This is a genomic window from Streptomyces sp. NPDC059092, assembly GCF_042756365.1.
GTDB lineage: Bacteria > Actinomycetota > Actinomycetes > Streptomycetales > Streptomycetaceae > Streptomyces.
This window is the reverse complement of sequence record NZ_JBHZEJ010000032.1, coordinates 63,591-84,631: the sequence shown is the minus strand read 5'-3', so window position 1 is coordinate 84,631 and position 21,041 is coordinate 63,591. Positions and strand designations below refer to the sequence as shown.

General features: G+C 72.5%; 20 protein-coding genes and 1 riboswitch. Of the genes, 9 read left to right on the top strand and 11 right to left on the bottom strand.

All coding sequences use genetic code 11. The features are described 5' to 3' along the window. Positions 1-361: 361 nt before the first annotated feature. A complete protein-coding gene (locus tag ACFXPL_RS20110; protein WP_384920930.1) occupies positions 362-631 on the top strand; it encodes a DUF4126 domain-containing protein in 270 nt (89 codons plus the stop codon). A 25-nt stretch (positions 632-656) separates the two neighbouring features. Continuing rightward, positions 657-2,168: a phytoene desaturase family protein gene (locus tag ACFXPL_RS20105; protein WP_384920955.1), complete on the top strand. Its 1,512-nt coding sequence runs from the start codon at positions 657-659 to the stop codon at positions 2,166-2,168. Between the two features lie 78 nt (positions 2,169-2,246). Here the strand turns inward: ACFXPL_RS20105 and ACFXPL_RS20100 are convergent, their stop codons facing one another. The 5 genes from ACFXPL_RS20100 to ACFXPL_RS20080 form a co-directional block, all read right to left on the bottom strand. Next, complete coding sequence (locus tag ACFXPL_RS20100) at positions 2,247-3,224, bottom strand: hypothetical protein (protein ID WP_384920927.1); 978 nt, start codon at positions 3,222-3,224, stop codon at positions 2,247-2,249. A 12-nt stretch (positions 3,225-3,236) separates the two neighbouring features. Then, on the bottom strand, positions 3,237-4,154 hold the full coding sequence (metF, locus tag ACFXPL_RS20095) for a methylenetetrahydrofolate reductase [NAD(P)H] (protein WP_384920924.1): 918 nt from the start codon (positions 4,152-4,154) through the stop codon (positions 3,237-3,239). A 243-nt stretch (positions 4,155-4,397) separates the two neighbouring features. Then, entirely contained in the window at positions 4,398-5,048 is a 651-nt protein-coding gene (gene thiE, locus ACFXPL_RS20090) for a thiamine phosphate synthase (protein ID WP_384920921.1), read from the bottom strand. Positions 5,049-5,180: 132 nt separating this feature from the next. Next, entirely contained in the window at positions 5,181-5,546 is a 366-nt protein-coding gene (locus ACFXPL_RS20085; RefSeq protein WP_384920918.1) for an Rv2175c family DNA-binding protein, read from the bottom strand. A 106-nt stretch (positions 5,547-5,652) separates the two neighbouring features. After that, positions 5,653-6,891, bottom strand: coding sequence for an NAD(P)/FAD-dependent oxidoreductase (locus ACFXPL_RS20080; protein ID WP_384920915.1), 1,239 nt, complete (start codon positions 6,889-6,891; stop codon positions 5,653-5,655). Between the two features lie 137 nt (positions 6,892-7,028). Further along, positions 7,029-7,142, top strand: a riboswitch (TPP riboswitch). Here ACFXPL_RS20080 and thiO point away from each other — a divergent pair. The 5 genes from thiO to ACFXPL_RS20055 all read left to right on the top strand — a co-directional run bounded on the left by thiO (position 7,140) and on the right by ACFXPL_RS20055 (position 12,481). Next, positions 7,140-8,468: a glycine oxidase ThiO gene (thiO, locus tag ACFXPL_RS20075; protein WP_384920913.1), complete on the top strand. Its 1,329-nt coding sequence runs from the start codon at positions 7,140-7,142 to the stop codon at positions 8,466-8,468. (Overlaps the previous riboswitch by 3 nt.) Before the next feature lie 11 nt (positions 8,469-8,479). After that, positions 8,480-8,680 carry a sulfur carrier protein ThiS gene (thiS, locus tag ACFXPL_RS20070; protein ID WP_384920952.1) on the top strand — a complete coding sequence of 67 codons (201 nt, stop codon included), beginning with the start codon at positions 8,480-8,482 and terminating at the stop codon, positions 8,678-8,680. Positions 8,681-8,685: 5 nt separating this feature from the next. Beyond that, positions 8,686-9,480 (top strand): thiazole synthase, encoded by a 795-nt coding sequence (locus tag ACFXPL_RS20065; RefSeq protein WP_384920911.1) that lies wholly within the window; start codon positions 8,686-8,688, stop codon positions 9,478-9,480. A gap of 202 nt (positions 9,481-9,682) precedes the next feature. Beyond that, on the top strand, positions 9,683-11,620 hold the full coding sequence (gene pknB / locus ACFXPL_RS20060; protein WP_384920908.1) for a Stk1 family PASTA domain-containing Ser/Thr kinase: 1,938 nt from the start codon (positions 9,683-9,685) through the stop codon (positions 11,618-11,620). Positions 11,621-11,626: 6 nt separating this feature from the next. Next, positions 11,627-12,481, top strand: a complete 855-nt coding sequence (locus ACFXPL_RS20055; protein WP_384920905.1) for a deoxyribonuclease IV — start codon at positions 11,627-11,629, stop codon at positions 12,479-12,481. 53 nt (positions 12,482-12,534) lie between these two features. On the opposite strand, the gene ACFXPL_RS20050 is transcribed toward ACFXPL_RS20055, so the two are convergent. Beyond that, positions 12,535-13,167 carry a sulfite oxidase-like oxidoreductase gene (locus ACFXPL_RS20050; RefSeq protein WP_384920902.1) on the bottom strand — a complete coding sequence of 211 codons (633 nt, stop codon included), beginning with the start codon at positions 13,165-13,167 and terminating at the stop codon, positions 12,535-12,537. Between the two features lie 156 nt (positions 13,168-13,323). On the opposite strand from ACFXPL_RS20050, the gene bfr reads away from it, so the two are divergent. Beyond that, a complete protein-coding gene (gene bfr / locus ACFXPL_RS20045; RefSeq protein WP_382888602.1) occupies positions 13,324-13,803 on the top strand; it encodes a bacterioferritin in 480 nt (159 codons plus the stop codon). 36 nt (positions 13,804-13,839) lie between these two features. Here the strand turns inward: bfr and ACFXPL_RS20040 are convergent, their stop codons facing one another. Together ACFXPL_RS20040 and ACFXPL_RS20035 are read right to left on the bottom strand one after the other, a co-directional pair. After that, positions 13,840-14,130 (bottom strand): bacterioferritin-associated ferredoxin, encoded by a 291-nt coding sequence (locus ACFXPL_RS20040; RefSeq protein ID WP_384920898.1) that lies wholly within the window; start codon positions 14,128-14,130, stop codon positions 13,840-13,842. Positions 14,131-14,299: 169 nt separating this feature from the next. Next, positions 14,300-15,652, bottom strand: coding sequence for a class II 3-deoxy-7-phosphoheptulonate synthase (locus ACFXPL_RS20035; RefSeq protein WP_384920895.1), 1,353 nt, complete (start codon positions 15,650-15,652; stop codon positions 14,300-14,302). Between the two features lie 345 nt (positions 15,653-15,997). On the opposite strand from ACFXPL_RS20035, the gene ACFXPL_RS20030 reads away from it, so the two are divergent. Next, a complete protein-coding gene (locus tag ACFXPL_RS20030; protein WP_384920949.1) occupies positions 15,998-17,917 on the top strand; it encodes an anthranilate synthase family protein in 1,920 nt (639 codons plus the stop codon). 127 nt (positions 17,918-18,044) lie between these two features. On the opposite strand, the gene ACFXPL_RS20025 is transcribed toward ACFXPL_RS20030, so the two are convergent. From ACFXPL_RS20025 to ACFXPL_RS20015, 3 genes are all read right to left on the bottom strand, one after another. After that, complete coding sequence (locus ACFXPL_RS20025) at positions 18,045-18,773, bottom strand: response regulator (RefSeq protein WP_384920947.1); 729 nt, start codon at positions 18,771-18,773, stop codon at positions 18,045-18,047. A 23-nt stretch (positions 18,774-18,796) separates the two neighbouring features. Beyond that, on the bottom strand, positions 18,797-20,062 hold the full coding sequence (gene macS, locus ACFXPL_RS20020) for a MacS family sensor histidine kinase (RefSeq protein WP_384920892.1): 1,266 nt from the start codon (positions 20,060-20,062) through the stop codon (positions 18,797-18,799). A gap of 147 nt (positions 20,063-20,209) precedes the next feature. After that, complete coding sequence (locus ACFXPL_RS20015) at positions 20,210-20,923, bottom strand: lysophospholipid acyltransferase family protein (RefSeq protein ID WP_384920889.1); 714 nt, start codon at positions 20,921-20,923, stop codon at positions 20,210-20,212. Positions 20,924-21,041 lie beyond the last annotated feature (118 nt).

Below are 21,041 nucleotides of genomic sequence, written 5' to 3'. Positions count from 1 at the left end.
GCCCCCGTTCCCCCCGTTCCCCGTTTCCCCCCGTTCCCCCGTCGCCCCCTGACCTGCCCCCCCCTGGTGCCCACCCCGTTCCCCCGTGCGTGGTGCCGGAGAGCCCGCCTCCACCGATCCTTGGTGGATCCCCCGTGGTCGCCGGGCCCTCCGTTCCGCACCCCCGTCACGTCCGGGATGCCGCACCCGTTCCGCCGCCCCGTGCCGGCGGTACCGGTGCCGCGCCCCTTCCGTGGGCTCCACTCTTCCGTTCGCGCAGGTCGCGGCCCATCCGCGCCCCTACTCAACTCGCCCACTGAGTACGCGTACTCACGCCTCCGTACTCCTCCCCACTCCCCGCCGCCCGGCTACGGTCCCGCCCGTGTCCGTACTCCCCCTGATCTTCACGAGCGGCTGGGCCGGCGGCGTCAACGCCTCCCCCGAGCGCGTGAGCAACGTTCTGGTCAGTACGGCGGAGGGCCTGGGCGTCGCCGGGATCGTCGCCTTCGCGCTGTTCCGTCCGGTCGCCGCCTCGGTCATCGCGGGGCCCCTGTTGGTGGCGGGGGTCGCGACGGTGCTCTTCCTGGCCACCAGGATCCGCGGCTCCCCGCGGCGCAGAGCGCGGAACCGGGCTGTCGGTGGCACTGGATAGTCTTTCCGGCATGGGACGAATGGTGATGGTCGGCGCCGGGATGGGCGCCATGGCCGCGGCTGCCCGGCTGGCCGTGGCGGGCCACCGGGTGACGGTGTACGAACGCTCCACGACCTACGGCGGGGCGGTGGACCGGTTCGAGCGGGACGGGTTCGTCTTCGACACCGGCCCCGGGCTGCTGCACCTTCCGGCGGTGTACCGCGATCTGTTCGTGAAGACCGGCAAGGAGTCCCTGGAGCGGAGCGTGGGGCTCGACCAGGTGGACCCGGCGAGCCGGCATCTCTTCGCCGACGGTACGGACGTACGGCTGCCGAACGCGTCGCGCGCGGGCGCCGTCGCCGCGCTGGACGCGGCGCTGGGCGCGGGCGCCGGCGAGCGGTGGGCGGATTTCCTCGGCCGGGCCAGGGATGCCTGGGACCGCTCGCGCAGACCGCTGCTGGAGGAGCCGCTGGGGAGCGACCCGCGGGCCCTCGGGCGCGATCCGTATCCGGCGGTGCGGCAGCGCCGGTTGCTGCGCGGTGCCCGGCAGGCCGCCACGGTCGCGGAGATCGGCGCCTGGGAGCTGCGTGACCCAAGGCTGGCGGCCCTGCTGGACGGCTGCGCCCTGTCGTACGGGCTTGATCCGGCGCACGCCCCGGCGTCCGCCGCGGTGCTGCCGTATCTGGAGCAGACCTTCGGCAGTTGGTATGTGCGGGGCGGCATGCGGGAATTGGCCCGTGCGGTGTACGAGCGGTGTCTGGCCCGCAAGGTGGAGTTCGTCTTCGGTGCCGAGGTGACGCGGATCGTCGAGAAGGGCGGCGCGGCGGCCGGTGTGGAGCTGGCGGACGGCACGCTCGTGGCGGCCGACGCGGTGGTGGCGGGGGTCGCGGCGGGACGGCTCGTCGCCCGGGATCTCGACAGCGTGGGGGACGGATCAGCAAAGGACTCCGGGGCCGTACGGGAGCGGCGTGGCGGGACGGTGCCCGGGCGGTTCACGGTGCTGCTGGCGCTGCGCGGTGGCCGGGACGGGGACGCGGTGCACCGCACGGTGGTGCACGCCCCGGACGGCGCGGCCGAGGCCGCCGCGGTCTTCGGCGGACGCCCGGCCGAGCGGCCGACGGTCACGGTGCTGCGGCCCGACGACGCGGCGACGCGCCCCGACAACGGGCACGAGGCGGTGACGCTCACCGCGACCGTCGCGCCGCACGGCCCGGTCGACTGGTCCGACACGGCGCTGCGCGCACGGTACGCGGAGGTGCTGATGGCGGCGGCGGAGGCTGCCCTCCCCGGGCTGCCGGAGCGCCTGTTGTGGCACGAGGTGCGGACGCCCGCCGACACGGCGGCGCGGACCGGGGCGGAGGGCGGCGCGGTCCCGGCGCCGGCGCTGGCCGGGGCGGCCGGGGCACTGCTGCACCCCGCGAACACCACACTGCTGCCGGGGCTCTACCGGGCGGGCGGCTGGGCGCACCCGGGCGGCGGGCTCGCCCACGCGGGGATGTCGGGGTCGCTGGTCGCCGGACTGATCGTCGAGGGCGCGGAGTTCCGGGGCTCGCGGTGAGCGTGACGTGCGCCGCGCCGGCGTGAGGAACGCAGGCGGTCGGTAGCGGTCCTGGTGGGCCGATGGCCTTACCGGCGGTCAGTAGCGGTACTGGTCGTTGTAGCCGGAGCCCGCGTCGTATCCCTGCTGGGGCTTCTCGCCCTGCGCCGGGGGGAACTGATCGTCCTGGCGCTCGCGCTGCTGCGGGACCCACACCCCGCCCGGCGGGGTGTCGTTGCCGTACCCCTGCTGGTCGGTGCGGTCTCCGTACGGCGCCGCGTACTGCTGCCGGCCTCCGAAGCTGTCGTACGCCTCGTACTGCTGGCCGCTGTTGGCCGCGCCGCCGCCGTACGGGTCGGCGTAGGCGGCGTACTGCTGGTCGCCGGACCCGTAGCCGTAGCCGTCCTGGCTCGCGGCGTAGGTGTCCTGCGTCGCGTAGCCGCTCTGCCCGGCGTACAAGTCCTGGGCCGGGTACGCGTCGTGCGGGGCGTAGGGATCGTGTGCCGCGTAGGCGTCGTGGCCGGCCTGCCGCGTCCCGTAGCCGGGGTGTGCGTCGTAACCGCCGCCGTACCCGCCCGAGTCGGCCGGGTCCGTGGACGCGTTCGCGTGGGAAGCAGCGTGCGAGGCGGTGTGTGCGTCCTGGACGGCGTCGTCGTAGACGCCGTACTGCCCGGTGTCGTCGGGCAGCGGTTCCGTCGCGTACACCGACGCCTGACCGGCCACCCGCGCCGCCGGCTCGTACTCCAGGTCCGAGACCTCAAGGGCGGGTTCGCGGTCGGCGGCCGGCTCGCCGACGGCCTTGCGGCGGCGGCTCGCCCCCGGCCTGCCGCCGATGGCCCACCCCGTCGAGAAGCCGCTGCGGAAGGAGAGCGTCACATACGTCTGGCCGACCGCGAAGGCGATGGTGCCGAGCACGATGACGGGAACTGACGGGATCAGCACACCGAGCACGACACCCATGAACCCGGTGAAGGCGAGCATCCGCCAGCGCAGCCGCGCCTTGTACTGGAGCAGCACCTCCGCCAGCAGCCAGAGAGCAACGATGCCGAATGCGATGTAGAGGACCGTCCAGCCCATGCCCGCCCCTAGTCACGACTGCTCGTGCAGTCCGAGATTCTCGTAGATTTCGAGCGTCGCCGTGGAATTGTTGAGTGTGATGAAGTGGAGGCCCGGTACGCCTTCGGACAGCAGTCCGGCGCAGAACTCCGTCGCGAACTCGATGCCAATGGAGCGTACAGCGACCGGATCGTCCTTGACGGAGAGGATCCGCTCTTTCAGCTCCGCCGGGAAGACCGCTGTGGAGAGCTGGGGCAATCGCTCCAGCATCTTCACACTGGTGACCGGCATGATCTCGGGAATGATGGGGGTCGCGCAACCCGCGGCGGCGACCCGGTCGCGGAGCCGCAGATAGCCCTCCGGGTCAAAGAACATCTGGGTGATCGCGTAGTCGGCGCCGGCCCGGCACTTGGCGACGAAGTGCCGGATGTCGGTGTCCCGGTCGGCCGAGCGCGGATGCATCTCGGGAAAGGCTGCCACACCGACGCAGAAGTCCCCGGACTCCTTGATGAGCCTGACCAGATCGGCGGCGTACCGGACGCCCTGGGGGTGTTCGACCCACTCTCCCATCGGGTCGCCGGGCGGGTCGCCCCGTACGGCGAGGATGTTGCGGATCCCGGCGTCGGCGTACTGCCCGACCATGTTGCGCAGCTCGGCGACGGACTGGTCCACGGCCGTGAGGTGCGCGACGGGGGTGAGGGTCGTGTCGGAGGCGATCCGCTGCGTGGCCCTGACCGTGCCCTCCCGGGTGGAACCGCCCGCCCCGTAGGTCACGGAGACGAAGCTCGGGGCGACCGCCTCGACTCTGCGCAGCGCGTTCCAGAGGTTCCGCTCGCCCTTCTCGGTCTTGGGCGCCCAGAACTCGAAGGAGTACGAGGTTTTTCCGGTCGCGAGCAGATCACGCACCGTACGCGCGTGATCCGATCGGGTCGAAGCTGTGCCAAGGGCCATATGTGCAGGTTATCGAGGGTGTGGCGACCACCCAACCGAACGTGGGTCTTTTAACGGTATTGCCCGGAGTCATGTCCACCCCTCGGACACGACACGGGCCGGCTCGACACCGGTGCGGCACGACACCGGTGCGGCACGACACCGGTGCGGCACGACACCGGTGCGGCACGACACCGGTGCGGCACGACACCGGTGCGGCACGACACGGTTCAGGGTGCGCGCCGGGTCAGGAGGCCCCCCGGGTCAGGAGGCGCGCTCCCGTATCCGCTCGGCCAGGGCCGCCGTCGCGCCGGCCGGGTCGTCGGCCTCCGTGATCGCCCGTACGACGACGACCCTGCGGGCCCCGGCGTCCAGTACCTCGTCCAGGTTGCCCGCGTCGATCCCGCCGATCGCGAACCACGGGCGGTCCGTGCCGCTCGCCGCCGCGTACCGCACCAGATCGAGCCCCGGGGCGTGGCGGCCCGGCTTGGTGGGAGTGGGCCAGCAGGGGCCCGTACAGAAGTAGTCCACGCCGGGCTCGGCGACCGCCGCGTCCACCTCGGCGCGCGCGTGGGTGGACCGGCCGATCAGCGGGGCGGTGCCGAGGATGGCACGGGCCGCCGGGACGGGCAGGTCACCCTGGCCGAGGTGGAGCACGTCGGAGTCGATGGCGTGCGCCACATCGGCACGGTCGTTCACCGCGAGCAGCCTGCCGTGGCGACGGCAGGCGTCGGCGAAGACCTGGAGGTGGTCCAGCTCCTCGGCCGCTTCCATGCCCTTGTCACGGAGCTGCACGATGTCCACGCCGGAGGCCAGCACGGCGTCGAGGAACGCGGAGAGGTCCCCCTGCCGCTTACGGGCGTCCACGCACAGGTAGAGCCGGGCGTCGGACAGCGCCTCATGGGGCGTGGGCATCGGAAGGTCCCCCCGTTGGTTCTGCGTCGTGGTTCTGCGTCGTGGTTCCGCGTCGTGGGTCTGTGCCTCGGATCCGCATCGCCTCCGTGGCCGGGCCGCGACGAGGCCGCCCGGCCACGGAGGACGAGGCCGTCAGACGGCGAGCGCCTGGGCCCGGCGCTTCACCTCCGTACCGCGGTTCTCGCTGAGCGCCTGCGCGGGGGTGCCGGGCAGGCTCGGGTCGGGGGTGAAGAGCCACTCAAGCATCTCTTCGTCGGTGAAGTGGTCGTCCCTCAGGAGCGTCAGGGTCCCGGCCAGGCCCTTGACGACCTTGTTGCCGTCGATGAAGGCCGCGGGCACCTGGAGCGCCCTGTTCTCACCCCGGCGCACCGCGATGAGCTGGCCGTCCTTCACCAACTGCCGCACGCGCGTCACCTCAATATCGAACATTTCGGCGATATCGGGCAGGTGGAGCCAGGCGGGGACGAGAGCATCGATCTTTGCGTCAATCTCGGTCACAGGACAAGCCTGCCATCCCGGACCGACACTGGGCACCCCGAGCCACTCCGGACGGGGCAAAAACGGGCCGTAACGGCCCCCGGGGACGGTCCGATCGCACGGAAAGTCAGAGCGCCGCCTTGCGCAGCGGTACCGCCGGGTCGGCCGTCAGCCCCGGGTCGAGGCGCCTCCCCGCCTCGATCAGCTTGCGGCCCTGCGCCAGGTCACGGGGTCTCCCGACAGCCAGCAGCGCCACCAGGACACCGTCACGCAGCCAGACCGCCGACCAGGCCGCTCCCGCCGGGTCGCCGCGCCGCACCAGGGTGTCGGCCGCCGCCTGGTGGCCCGCGTACTGGACGAACCGGCCGAACTGCTCCGACCAGAAGTACGGCACGGGATCGTAGACCCGGTCGGTCTCGCCGACGGCCTGCGCGGCCACCGTGAGCGGGCCCTGGAGCGCGTTGTCCCAGTGGTGGACGAGCAGCCGTTCGCCGTAGCGCGCCGACGGGAAGGACGCACAGTCACCGACCGCGTACACGTCGGGCAGCGAGGTGCGCAGCCGCTCGTCCGCGGTGACCGAGCCGTCCGCGCCCAGCGCGATGCCCGAGCCCGCGAGCCAGGCCGTCGCGGGCCGAGCGCCGATGCCGACCACCACCGCGTCGGCGGGGAGCCGGCGGCCGTCGGCGAGGACGACCTCGCCCTGCTCGACGCCGGCCACCCGCGCGTGTGTCAGCAGCGTGGCGCCGCTCTTCGCGTACCAGCCGGTCATGGGGGCGGCGACCTCGGCCGGCAGGGCGCCGGGGAGCGGCCGGTCGGCAGCCTCCACGACCGTCACGGCGCATCCGGCCTCACGGGCGGCGGTGGTGAACTCCGCCCCGATCCACCCGGCGCCCACGACCACGACCCGCTGCCGCCGCTCCAGCACCGGGCGCAGCCGCTCGGCGTCGTCGAGCGTGCGCAGCGGATGGACGCCTGGTACCCCCTGCGTGCCGGGCAGTACGGCGGCCTCGGCCCCGGTGGCGATGACCAGCACGTCGTACGGGACGGGCCCGGCGGTGGTGTCGATCTCCCGGGCGGACGGGCGCAGCCCGGTGGCCTTGCGGCCCACTACGAGGTCGACGGCGAGAGCTTCGAAGTCGATGTCGAAGGCCGATCCGTCGGCCTGGCCGAGGAGCACGGCCTTGGAGAGCGGGGGCCGGTCGTAGGGCGGGTGCGGTTCCTCACCGATCAGGGTGATCCGGCCCTCGTACCCCTTCTCGCGCAGGGCCACGGCGGTCTGTACGCCCGCCATGCCCGCGCCGACGACGACCACCCCGGGCCCATCCGCCCGCCCGTCCTGTCCGTGTTCCTGCCGCTGTTCGCTCACCCGGTCACCTTAGAGCGGCGCGGGGCCCGGGCCGCTTCAAGGTGGCGGGACCGCCGGGAGGACGAGTCCGTCCCATGAACGGGCCACCAGCGGCGCTCCCTTACCGTGCCGCACACCGCGCGTTAGGCTGGCCGTCGACACTACCTCGCGGGAGTCCGGACGCACCGGGCTGAGAGGGAGGCTGGAGCGGCCTCCGACCGTACGAACCTGATCCGGGTCATGCCGGCGAAGGGAGGGGCTGGACGCCCATGCAGTCATCCCAACCGCGACCTCGGCGGTCACCTCGGGAAGAACCGCCCCACGGAACACGGCGGGCCGTTTCCCCATCCCCTACGGGGTACGACGTCCTCGTCGTCGGGGGCGGGATCATCGGCCTGGTCACGGCTTGGCGGGCGGCGCAGCGCGGGCTGCGTACCGCCGTCGCCGACCCCGATCCTGGCGGCGGCGCGGCGCGCGTCGCGGCGGGCATGCTGGCCGCCGTCACCGAACTCCACCACGGCGAGCAGACCCTGCTCGGCCTCAACCTCGCCTCCGCCGAGCGGTATCCCGCGTTCGTCGAGGAGCTGGAGGAGGCGAGCGGCCGGGACACCGGCTACCGCGCGTGCGGCACGCTCGCCGTGGCGCTGGACTCCGACGACCGGGCCCAGCTCCGTGAGCTGCACGCCCTCCAGGTGCGCTCGGGGCTGACGTCCGAGTGGCTCACTGGGCGCGAATGCCGGCGCCTGGAGCCGATGCTCGCGCCGGGCGTACGTGGTGGTCTGCGGGTCGACGGCGACCACCAGATCGATCCGCGCCGGCTCGCGGCGGCGCTCCTCAGCGCCTGCGAACGGGCCGGGGTGGTCTTCCACCGCGCCTGGGCGCGGCGGCTCTCCGTCGTACGGGACCGGGCCGCCGGCGCCTTCCTGGCCGACGGCCACGAGCTGAGCGCCGACCGGGTGGTGCTGGCGGGCGGCAGCCTCAGCGGCTCGCTGGCGGGCGTCCCCGCGGAGGCGGTGCCGCCCGTACGGCCGGTCAAGGGGCAGGTCCTGCGCCTGGCGGTGCCCCGTCCGTACGCGCCCTTCCTGTCCCGGACGGTACGGGCCGTGGTGCGCGGCTCCCAGGTCTATCTCGTGCCGCGCGAGAACGGCGAGCTGGTCATCGGCGCGACCAGCGAGGAGCTGGGCTGGGACACGACGGTCACGGCGGGCGGGGTGTACGAGCTGCTGCGCGACGCGCACGAGCTGGTGCCCGGCATCACCGAACTGCCGCTCACCGAGACCCGTGCGGGGCTGCGCCCCTGCTCGCCGGACAACGCGCCGCTGCTCGGGCCGACCGTGCTGCCGGGGCTGTCGCTGGCCACCGGCCACCACCGCAACGGGGTGCTGCTGACGCCGGTCACCGGTGACGTGCTGGCGACGGTCCTGACGACCGGTGAACTTCCGCCCGGGGCCGCGCCCTTCACCCCGCTGCGCTTCACCCGTGCCGCGTCCGGCTCATCCGGCGCGTCCGCGTCCCCCACCGCGACCGGCTCACCCCACGCGGCCGGCTTCCCTACCGCGACCCCTTCTCCGTCCGCATCCCTGGAGCAGTCCGTATGAACACCGCCGTGATGTACGTCTCCGTCAACGGCGAGCCACGCGAGTTCGCCGCCGCGACCACGCTCGACACCGTCGTCGCGACCCTCACTCCGGCGCGCTCCGGGGTGGCCGCCGCCGTCAACGAGACAGTGGTCCCCCGTACCCGCTGGTCCGGTACCGCGCTGAGCGACGGCGACCGGGTGGAAGTCCTCACCGCTGTCCAGGGAGGCTGACCGGCATGGCCGACGACCTGCTCACCATCGGCTCCACCACCTTCGCCTCCCGGCTGATCATGGGGACGGGCGGGGCGCCCAGCCTCGACGTCCTCGAACGTTCGCTGATCGCCTCCGGCACCGAACTGACCACGGTCGCGATGCGCCGGCTCGACCCCACCGTGCAGGGCTCCGTGCTCTCCGTGCTGAACGCGCTGGGCATCCGTCCGCTGCCCAACACGGCGGGCTGTTTCACCGCCGGTGAGGCCGTCCTGACCGCCCGGCTCGCCCGCGAGGCGCTCGGCACGGAGTGGATCAAGCTGGAGGTGGTCGCGGACGAGCGCACCTTGCTGCCCGATCCGGTCGAGCTGCTGGATGCCGCGGAAACGCTGGTGGACGACGGTTTCACGGTCCTGCCGTACACCAACGACGACCCGGTCCTCGCGGCGAAGCTGGAGGACGTGGGGTGCGCCGCGATCATGCCGCTGGGCTCGCCCATCGGCTCCGGACTGGGCATCCGCAATCCGCACAACTTCCAGCTCATCGTGGAGCGCGCCCGGGTCCCGGTGATCCTGGACGCGGGCGCGGGCACCGCGTCGGACGCGGCGCTCGCGATGGAGCTGGGGTGCGCGGCGGTGATGCTGGCGTCCGCGGTCACCCGCGCGCAGGAACCGGTGCTGATGGCCGAGGCGATGCGGCACGCGGTGACGGCGGGCCGGCTGGCGCGGCGTGCGGGCCGGATCCCGCGGCGCCACTTCGCGGAGGCGTCCTCGCCGCTGGACGGGGTGGCGGCGCTCGACCCGGAGCGGCCCGCCTTCTGACCGGCGGCCGGCCGTTGGCCGACCGGCGGGCACGCGGCGGCCCGCCCCAAGCACGCCCCAAGCCCCGGCCCGGACCCGCCGCGGCCCCGCCGACCGGCGCGTACCGCCGTTTCCGGGGGCCTGTCACAGCTCGGCTTCAGTCCTGTGCCCGGTCCGACCCGGGGCTTCGGGAGTGTCAGCGGCGGCTCGTAGACTCACCAGCGTGGATACGACCCTTCAGGACCCCATCGTCGGGCAGGTGCTCGACGGCCGCTACCGCGTCGACGCGCGGATCGCGGTCGGCGGCATGGCCACGGTCTACCGGGCCATGGACACCCGGCTCGACCGGGTCCTGGCGCTCAAGGTGATGCATCCGGCGCTCGCGGCGGACGTCTCCTTCGTGGAGCGTTTCATCCGCGAGGCCAAGTCCGTGGCGCGACTGGCGCACCCCAATGTGGTCGGGGTCTTCGACCAGGGCGCGGAGGGCGCGTACGTCTACCTGGCGATGGAGTACGTCGCGGGGTGCACCCTGCGCGATGTCGTACGGCAGCGCGGGGCGCTGCGCCCGCGGGCCGCGCTGGACATCCTGGAGCCCGTGCTCGCCGCGCTCGGCGCCGCGCACCGGGCCGGGTTCGTCCACCGGGACATGAAGCCGGAGAACGTGCTGATAGGGGACGACGGCCGGGTCAAGGTCGCCGACTTCGGGCTCGTCAGAGGCATAGGTGACGTGACCAACACCACCGGGACCGTCCTCGGCACGGTCTCGTACCTCGCGCCGGAGCAGATCGAGCACGGCACGTCCGACACCCGGGTCGACGTGTACGCGTGCGGGATCGTCCTGCACGAGATGCTGACCGGCGCCAAGCCGCACTCCGGGGACACCCCGGCGCAGGTTCTCTACCGCCATCTGAACGAGGACGTCCCCGCCCCGTCCGCCGCCGTTCCCGGGCTCGCCCCCGAGCTGGACAGGCTGGTCGCGGCGGCCACCGCGCGCGACCCCGAGGAGCGGCCGCTCGACGCGGTCGCGCTGCTGGCGCTGACCCGGGCGGCCCGCGCGGCGCTCACCGACGCGCAGCTCGACGCCGTACCGCCGCAGGCGAGGCCCGAGACGGAGGACGGCTCGGACGGACGTACGGCGGTGATCCCCCGGATCCGGCCCGTCGAGGAGCCGGACGACGACCCGGGGCGCCACACGAGCAGGCTGGAGATGGAGCCCTCGGACGCCGCCCCGCCGCCCGCCCGCCCCCGCGGCGGGGCCGGCCGGGGCCGTGGCCTGCCGTCGCGGGGCGTGCTCGCGGCGCTCGTCGCCGTGCTGCTGGTGTTCGGGGTGGGCACGGGCGTCTGGTACATCAACTCAGGCCAGTTCACACGGGTGCCCTCACTGCTCGGGCAGACGGAGAAGGAAGCGCGCAAGCGGCTCGGCGACGAAGGACTCGACGCGAAGGTCACCCGGGACTTCAGCGAGAGCTTCGACCGGGGCACGGTCATGGGGACGGATCCGGAGCCCCGCTCCCGGGTCCGGGGCAGCGGTCCCGTGACGCTGGTCATCTCCCGGGGCCCGAAGATCGTCCAGGTCCCCGACCTGACGGGCCGGACGCTGCCCGAGGCGCGGTCCGCCCTGAAGAAGGCCGGGCTGGCCGCCGGGCTCGTCAAGCGGGAGTTCGACGAGGACGTCGCCCAGGGCGCGGTCATCAGCTCCACGCCAGAGGCGGGAGCCGACGTACGGCCCGATTCGGGGGTCGCGCTGCTGGTCAGCAAGGGCGCCGCCATCGACATGCCGGATGTGACCGGCGAGTCCGTGGACGGCGCCACCTCCGAGCTGAAGGACGCGGGGCTCACGGTGAAGATCGCCCCCGCGCGGGTGAACTCGGCGCAGGACGAGGGCACGATCGCCCGGCAGTCCGCTGCGGAGGGGACTCGCCTCGCCCAGGGCGACACGGTCACGCTGACGGTCTCCAAGGGCCCGCGGATGGTCTCCGTACCGGATGTGACCGGACAGAAGACCGATGACGCGAGGAAGGCACTGGAAGGCGCGGGCTTCGAGGTCAAGGTCGAACGGAGCTTCCCGTTCCTCGGGGACACGGTGGGCGAGCAGTCCGTCGCCGGCGGCGAGCAGGCCCCCGAGGGCTCCACCATCACCCTCAAGGCCAAGGGACTCTAGAAGCAGATGCGCAACCCTGTCGGCGGCCATGTCCCCGTGGCCGGCGGGCTCGCCACCACCGGTCTGGCGTACGCGCGCGAACTGGGCGCGGAGACCGTGCAGGTCTTCGTGGCCAATCCGCGCGGCTGGGCGACACCCGCCGGGAATCCGGCGCAGGACGAGCGGTTCCGCGCCGCCTGCGAGGCGACGGGGATGCCCGCGTACGTCCACGCCCCCTATCTGATCAACTTCGGCTCGCACACGGAGGCGACCGCCGAGAAGTCCGTGGAGTCGCTGCGCCACAGTCTGCGGCGGGCGCGGGAGATCGGTGCGCCGGGTGTGGTCGTGCACACCGGGTCCGCGACCGGCGGCCGGCCGCGCGAGGTGGCGCTCGCGCAGGTACGGGAGCGGATGCTGCCGCTCCTGGACGAGCTGACCCATGACGACGACCCGTTCCTGCTGCTGGAGTCGACGGCGGGGCAGGGCTTCTCGCTCTGCTCGCGGACCTGGGACTTCGGCCCGTACTTCGAGGCGCTGGACTCCCACCCGAAGCTGGGGATCTGCCTGGACACCTGCCACATCTTCGCGGCGGGCCACGATCTGGCCGGACCGCACGGGATGCGGCAGACCCTGGATCTACTGGTGGACACGGTCGGCGAGGGCCGGCTCAGGCTGATCCACGCCAACGACTCCAAGGACGTGGCGGGCGCGCACAAGGACCGGCACGAGAACATCGGCGCGGGCCACATCGGGGAGGAGCCGTTCCGCGAGCTGTTCTCCCACCCGGCGACCGCGAGCGTACCGCTGGTGATCGAGACACCGGGCGGCAAGGAAGGGCACGCGGCGGATGTGGCACGGCTGAAGAAGCTGCGCGACGGCTGAGCGACGGCTGAGCGACGACGACTGGGCCACCGGCCCGCGAGGCTCGCGTTCCGTCACAGCTCCGGGCCGTCGCCCGGGACCTCCTGGTAGGAGTAGCGCTGCTCGGACCAGGGGTCGCCGACATTGTGGTAGCCGCGTTCCTCCCAGAAGCCCCGGCGGTCGGCGGTCATGTATTCCACGCCGCGGACCCATTTGGGGCCCTTCCAGGCGTAGAGCTGGGGGACGACGAGCCGCACCGGAAATCCGTGTTCGGCGGTGAGCAATTCGCCGTCCTTGTGGGTGGCGAAGATCGTGCGGTCGGAGACGAAGTCCGCGAGCCGGAGATTCGAGCTGAAGCCGTACTCGGCCCAGACCATCACATGCGTGACGTTCGGCGCCGGCGGTGCGAGTTCCACGATCGTACGGGCGGGCACCCCGCCCCATTCGGCCCCCACCATGCTGAATTTTGTGACGCAGTGCAGATCCGCGACCACGGTGGAGAAGGGCAGAGCCGAGAACTCCTCGTGGTTCCAGCAGTGTTTGTCGCCGTCGGCCGTGGCGCCGAAGACCCGGAACTCCCAGCGTTCCTGCCGGAACTTCGGTACGGGCCCGTAATGGGTGACCGGCCAGCCACGCTGCAGCCGCTGCCCTGGCGGTAGCCCGGACTCTTCCGGCTCCCGGCGCTCCCGGCTCTCCGGCTGACCCATGCCTTCCATGGTGACAGACCGGGAGGGGTGGTGATGACCAGGTACACGTCGATTCCGGCAACTCCTACTAAGCGTGCACTTACTGGACGGCTTCCTGATCACGGTGCGAGGATGCGCGCATTCTGCTCCGTCACCGGCTTGGAAGGAGTCTGCGCGATGCAGGGCGACCCCGAGGTCATTGAATTCCTCAATGAGCAGTTGACCGCCGAACTGACCGCGATCAACCAGTACTTTCTCCACTCGAAAATGCAGGAGAACTTCGGCTGGACGAAGCTCGCCAAGTACACCAGGGCCGAGTCGTTCGACGAGATGAAGCACGCCGAACTCCTCACCGACCGGCTGCTGTTCCTGGAGGGACTGCCGAACTACCAGCGGCTCTTCCACGTACGGGTCGGTCAGACGGTCACCGAGATGTTCCAGGCGGACCGGCAGGTCGAGGTGGAGGCGATCGACCGCCTCAAGCGCGGAATCGATGTGATGCGTTCCAAGGGCGACCACACGTCCAAGGGCATCTTCGAATCGATCCTGGAGGACGAGGAGCATCACATCGACTATCTCGACACCCAACTGGAGCTGATCGAGAAATTGGGCGAGCCGCTCTACATCGCCCAGCTCATCGAGCAGCCGGACAGCTGATCCGGACCCGGGTCGCACAAGCCGGACGGCTCGGAATCACGCCGCTTCGGGCAGTACCGCCGGGACGGCGGTGACGACAGCCGGGGTGCCGCCCTCTCCGGGCGCGGCCGGGGTGCCGGCCTCCCCGAGGGCGGGAGGGCCCTGCTCCACCAGCTCACGCCGTGGGCATCCGCCGCGCCCCAGGAGCGACTGGATCTGCCGTACGCACGAGCCGCAGTCGGTGCCGGCCTTGCTGGCCGACGCGATCTGGCGGGGCGTGCACGCACCGGCTGCCGCGTGCTCCCTCACCTGTGTCTCGGTGATCCCGAAACATGAGCAGACGTACACGCGGTTCACCTCCCCGGCGGGATCGTTCCGTTCCTGACTGGAGCCACCCCCGACCAGGTCGGTGAGGCTAACCTAACCTTACCCGCCAGGTCCGGTTCGGAAAAGTCCGGAACGCACCGGTGGGGCACGGATCACATGCGATCCGCGCCCCACCGGTGTCGTGTTTCCGCTACTGGTCCCGGTACATCTCCGCGACCAGGAAGGCCAGGTCCAGCGACTGGCTGCGGTTGAGCCGCGGGTCGCAGGCCGTCTCGTAGCGCTGGTGCAGATCGTCGACGAAGATCTCGTCGCCGCCGCCCACGCACTCCGTGACATCGTCACCGGTCAGCTCGACATGGATACCGCCCGGGTGCGTGCCGAGCGCCTTGTGGACCTCGAAGAAGCCCTTGACCTCGTCGAGCACGTCGTCGAAGCGGCGGGTCTTGTGGCCCGAGGCCGCCTCGAAGGTGTTGCCGTGCATCGGGTCCGTCACCCAGGCCACCGTGGCACCGGAGGCGGTCACCTTCTCGACCAGCTCGGGGAGCTTGTCCCTGACCTTGTCGGCGCCCATCCGGACGATGAAGGTCAGTCGGCCCGGCTCGCGGTCCGGGTCGAGCCGGTCGATGTAGGTCAGCGCATCGTCGACGGTGGTCGTCGGGCCGAGCTTGATCCCGATCGGGTTCCTGATCTTCGAGGCGAACTCGATGTGCGCGCCGTCGAGCTGGCGGGTGCGCTCACCGATCCACAGCATGTGGGCCGACACGTCGTAGACCCCGCCGGTCCGGGAGTCGACCCGGGTCAGCGCCGACTCGTAGTCCAGCAGCAGCGCCTCGTGCGAGGCGTAGAACTCGACGGTGCGGAACTCGGCCGGGTCGGTGCCCGCCGCCTTCATGAAGTTCAGCGCGTTGTCGATCTCGCGGGCGAGCCGCTCGTAACGCTGGCCGGACGGGGACGACTTCACGAAGTCCTGGTTCCAGGCGTGCACCTGGCGCAGGTCTGCGTAGCCGCCGGTGGTGAAGGCGCGCACCAGGTTGAGCGTCGCGGCGGACGCGTGGTACATCCGCTTGAGGCGCTCGGGGTCGGGGATCCGGGACTTCTCGTCGAAGGCGAAGCCGTTGACCGAGTCGCCCCGGTACGTCGGCAGAGTCACGCCGTCGCGGGTCTCGGTGCCCTTGGAGCGCGGCTTCGAGTACTGCCCGGCGATCCTGCCGACCTTCACCACCGGCACGGACGCCGCGTACGTGAGGACCGCGCCCATCTGGAGGAGGGTCTTCAGCTTGTTCCTGATGTGATCCGCGGAGACGGCGTCGAACGCCTCGGCGCAGTCACCGCCCTGGAGCAGGAACGCCTCCCCCTTGGCGACGGCCGCCAGCCGGGCGCGCAGCTGGTCGCACTCGCCCGCGAAGACCAGCGGCGGATAGGTCTCCAGCTCGGCCACGACCTCACCCAGGGCTTCCTGGTCCGGATACTCCGGCTGCTGCGCAGCGGGAAGATCTTGCCAGGACGGCACATGCTCGGCGGAGTTCTCAGCGTTCACTGTCACGCGCTCCAGATTACGTGGTCAACCGCGCCGGCCGACGCGGCGCTCACAGTGTGGAACAGACCGCTCCCCCGGCGCATGCAGTATTCTGCGCCCCATGCTCGCGCAATCGCATCAGAACTGGTGGTGGCCCGCTCGTCCGGCGGTCCACTGATTCACGCGCGCACCACGAATCACGAAGGCCGCCCGAGGGGCGGCCTTCGGTGTTCTCCAGGTCCGGATGCCAGGTTCCCGGCCGGGGAAGCGGGCCGTTCCTCCCCCTCCCCGGAAGGAACACCGCAGATGAACACCGCCACAGGCGCCGCGCCCGGCCCCCGTACCGGTACCGGCTCCCGTACCGGCCTGCCCATGATCGACATGATCGACCGGCTGCTGGACGGCGACTGCCCGCCCTTCGCCCTGTTGCGCCGCCGCACCCCCGGCCGGGACCACGACACCGTCGAACTGCTCATCGGCTCCGTCCACGAGGCGGACCGGCTCGCGGATCTCCCGGCGGGCGACCGCCCCGCGCTGGCCCTGGTGCCGTTCCGGCAGATCAGGGAGCGCGGCTTCGACGTACGGGACGACGGGACGCCGCTGGCCGTGCTGGTCGCGGACGAGACGTACGAGCTGCCCCTCGGCGAGGTGCTCGACCGGCTGCCCGCGCACGCGGTACGGGTCGAGGGCGGCGCCTTCGACATCGACGACGAGCGGTACGCGGAGATCGTGCGGCGGGTCGTCGACGAGGAGATCGGCCGGGGCGAGGGCGCGAACTTCGTCATCCGCCGCACCTTCGGGGGCCGGATCCCCGGCTTCGGCCGCGCCGACGCCCTCGCGCTCTTCCGGCGGCTGCTCGTCGGGGAACAGGGTGCGTACTGGACGTTCCTGGTGCACACGGGCGGGCGCACGCTCGTGGGGGCCAGCCCCGAGGCGCATGTCCGGATGAGCGGCGGAACCGTCGTGATGAACCCGATCAGCGGGACCTTCCGCTATCCGGCCGGGAGCCCCGGACCCGAGGCGCTGCTGGAGTTCCTGGGCGACCGCAAGGAGACCGACGAACTCTCGATGGTCGTCGACGAGGAGCTGAAGATGATGTGCACGGTCGGGGACCGGGGCGGGGTGGTGGTCGGGCCCCGGCTCAAGGAGATGTCCCATCTCGCGCACACCGAGTACGAGCTGCGCGGGCGCTCCTCGCTCGATGTGCGCGAGGTGCTGAGGGAGACGATGTTCGCGGCGACGGTCACCGGCTCGCCGGTGCAGAACGCCTGCCGGGTCATCGAGCGCCACGAGGAGGGCGGGCGCGGCTACTACGCGGGCGCGCTCGCGCTCCTCGGGCGGGACGCCGGCGGGGCCCAGACCCTCGACTCCCCGATCCTGATCCGTACCGCCGACATCGACGCCGACGGCGCGCTGCGGGTGCCGGTCGGGGCCACGCTCGTACGCCACTCCCGGCCGGAGAGCGAGGTGGCGGAGACGCACGCCAAGGCGGCGGGGGTGCTGGCGGCGCTGGGGGTACGTCCGGGGCGCCCGCGCGCGGAGTCGGCGCGGCCCCGGCTCGCCGACGATCCGCGGGTACGGGCGGCGCTGGACGCGCGGCGCGCGGATCTCGCGCCGTTCTGGCTGCGGATGCGGGAGACCACGGCGGCGCCGTCGGGGCACGCGCTGATCGTCGACGGCGAGGACACCTTCACCGCGATGCTGGCGCACCTCCTGCGCTCCTCGGGGCTGGCCGTGACCGTACGGCGCTACGACGAGGCGGGGCTGCGGGAGACGGCGCTCGGGCACGCTGACGGGGTGGGGCCGGTGGTGCTGGGCCCTGGTCCCGGGGACCCGGCGGACACGGCGGACCCGAAGATGCGGTTGCTGCGCGGGCTGGCGGCGGAGTTGCTGGACGCGCCCGGCGGCCGGCGCCACGGGGTGCTCGGGGTCTGTCTGGGGCATGAGCTGCTGGCGGCGGAGCTGGGGCTGGAGACCGTACGCAAGCGGGCGCCGTACCAGGGCCTCCAGACCCGGATCGAGCTGTTCGGCCGGGAGGAGACGGTGGGCTTCTACAACAGCTTCACCGCTCGGTGCGACGACGCGGCGGCGGCGCGGCTCGCGGCGCGGGGTGTCGAGGTGAGCCGGGAGGCGGCGAGCGGGGAGGTGCACGCCCTGCGGGGAGCGGGGTTCGCCTCGGTGCAGTTCCACCCGGAGTCGGTGCTGACGCTGGACGGCCCGGGGATCGTGGCGGAGCTGCTGGCGGGGGCGGGAACGGGGACGGGTGTGACGACGGCGGTACGGCGGGGGTGACCGGAGGCCGGGCGGGCCGGTTCACGGGAGCCCGGCCGCCCGGCGGCTCCTCGCCACCGGGCTCCGCACCGCGACGAGCCGAGGCCGGGAGGCCGGGCGGGCGCCGTACCGGGACCCGCGGGGCGGCTCAGATGTCGTCGAGTCCGCGCTCGATCGCGTACCGCACCAGCTCGACGCGGTTGTGGAGTTGGAGCTTGCCGAGGGTGTTCTGGACGTGGTTCTGCACGGTGCGGTGCGAGATGACCAGCCGCTCGGCGATCTGCTTGTACGAGAGGCCCTTGGCGACCAGCCGCAGCACCTCCGTCTCGCGGTCGGTCAGTTCGGGCGCCCTCGGTTCGCCGGCGGCGGCCGGCGCGGGCTCCGAGGCGAGACGGCGGTACTCCCCGAGCACCAGTCCCGCGAGGCCCGGGGTGAAGACCGGGTCGCCCTCCGCGGTGCGGCGCACGGCGTCGGTCAACTCCTCCGTACTGGCCGACTTGAGCAGATAGCCGGTGGCGCCGGACTTGACCGCCTCCAGCACATCGGCGTGCTCACCGCTGGCGGAGAGCACCAGGACGCGCAGCCCGGCGAGGGAGCCGACCAGTTCCTTGCAGACCTGGACGCCGGGCATGCCCGGCAGGTTGAGGTCCAGGACGAGCACCCGCGGCATGGTGGCCCGCGCCCGGCGCACCGCCTGGGGGCCGTCCCCGGCGGTGGCGACGACATCGAAGCCCGCCGCCTCCAGGTCGCGGGCGACCGCGTCGCGCCACATCGGGTGGTCGTCGACCACCATCACCCGGATCGGCCCCTTGCCGCCGTCCCCGCCGCTGCCGCCGTCCGTCCCCGGTCCGGCCGCCCCGCCCGCGGTGTCCGTCATGCCCGTCGTGCTCCGCCGCTCGCTCATCGCTCCGTCTTTCCCCGTCCCCGTGACTCCGCCGACACGCGTGGAACCTTCAACTCGACTTCCGTGCCCTGTCCCGGCACCGAGACCAACTCGGCCGTACCGCCCAGGTCCCGCAGCCGGCCGCGGATCGAGAGGGCGACACCGAGCCGCCCCTCCCCCTCCGCCTGCGCGAGCCGGCCCTCCGGGATGCCGGGGCCGTCGTCCCGTACGGTCACGATCACTTCCTGTCCCCAGTCCTCGACCAGGATCCAGGCGCGGGCGTCCTCGCCCGCGTGTCTGCGCACATTGTCCAGGGCCGCGCCGACGGCCGCCGCCAGCTCCCGGGCCGCGGCGGGCTCCAGGACGACGGGGGCGCCCGGCTCGGAGAAGGTGACCCGGGAGCCGGCGTACGGCGCGAGCAGTGTCCGCAGGTCGCACGGACCGGAACCGGCGTCCTCCTCCGGTCCCCCGGTCGCCGGGCCGGCGCCGTCGGCCGGGTCGTCGGCGCCGCGGACGGCCGCGCCCCGTCCGGTGTCCTCCGAGAGGCGCGAGGCGGGCACCAGCCCGGTGGAGACCAGGGTCCGCAGGGCGATCTCCTGCTCCCCCGCCAGCCGGCCCAGCTCGGCCGCCTCGCCGCCCAGCGCCGTACCGCGGCGCTGCACCATGGCGAGGACCTGGAGGACGCTGTCGTGGATGTCGCGGGCCAGGCGCTCCCGTTCGCGGGTGGCGGCCTCGATCTCCAGAGCGCGGGCGAGGGTGCGCTCGGAGGCGCGGGCGACCTCCACGACGTACCCGATGGCGATGGAGGCGACCCACACGAGCAGCACGTTGTGCACGGTGTCCAGGGTGGGGTGGCCGCGCTCGATCAGATTGGCCGCGCCGACGAAGGTCGACGCGAAGGCGGCCCACCGCCAGCCGCCCTTGACGGCGAAGGCGAGGACCGATCCGGCGACCCATATCGACGGCAGGGTCAGGCCGTCGACGGAGCGGGCCTGGAGGTCGGCGAACGGGGTGAGCAGGATGCCGGTGAGGCCGATGGTGAGATCGGCGCCCAGGAAGCGCTTGGTGCAGCTCTCCGCGTTGGCGACCTTGGGGAGCGTGACGAGCGTCCAGACGGCCAGGACGGCGAGGAAGGACGCGGCGACCCACGGGCGTTCGAAGCGGGCGCGTTCGAAGACGAAGAGCAGCACCGCGTAGACCATCGTCAGGACGCGGTAGCCGCTCAGCGCGCGCCACAGCGGCTGCTCGACCGACATCCGCACCACACGCTCGCGCTTGGCCATGTCCCCTGCTTCCCCCCTGCCTTCCCCCAGGCGTTGCCGTGGGCGTTCCCGTAGGCGTCCGCCGACCGTCGGCCACCGGGCCGCAGGCCACCGGGCCGCCGCCTGCGGCCCGGTGGTGCGTGCCCTGCCGACGGCCCGCCGTGCGCGCTAACCGCCCGCGGGCGACGCGGCCTTCGCCGCGTCCGCGATCTGCCGCTTGGCCGCCGTGGCGTAGATGTCCACGTACTCCTGGCCGCCCAGCTTCATGATCTCGTACATCACCTCGTCGGTGACCGACCGCAGGATGAAGCGGTCGCCCTCCATGCCCTGGTAGCGCGTGAAGTCCAGCGGCTTGCCGATCCTGATCCCCGGGCGCATCAGCTTGGGGACGACCTTGCCGGGCGGCTGGATCTTCTCGGTGTCGATCATGGCTACGGGGATGACGGGCGCCCCGGTGGCGAGCGCCACGCGGGCCAGGCCGCCGGGCTTGCCCCGGTAGAGGCGGCCGTCGGGCGAGCGGGTGCCCTCGGGGTAGATGCCGAAGAGTTCGCCGTTCTCCAGGACCCTTATGCCGCTCTGGATCGCCGCCTCGCCCGCGCCGCGCCCGCCGGAGCGGTCCACGGGGAGCTGTCCGACGCCCTTGAAGAAGGCGGCGGTGAGTCTGCCCTTCACCCCGGGTGAGGTGAAGTACTCCGCCTTCGCGATGAAGGTGACCTTGCGGTCGAGCACCGCCGGGAGGAAGAACGAGTCCGAGAACGAGAGATGGTTGCTCGCGAGGATCGCCGGCCCCTCGGCGGGAATGTTCTCAAGTCCCTCCACCCAGGGCCTGAAGGCAAGCTTCAGCGACCCTCCGACGGAGAACTTCACTGCGCCGTAGATCAACTCGAATTCCTCCTGTGTGCTGTGGACAGACCTTAACCCGTGGGGTGCCCGCTCTCTCCTCCATGGGGCCGGTCGCGGGGCGTGCCGGGAGGTCCGGGGGAAGGGGCGGACGGACCTG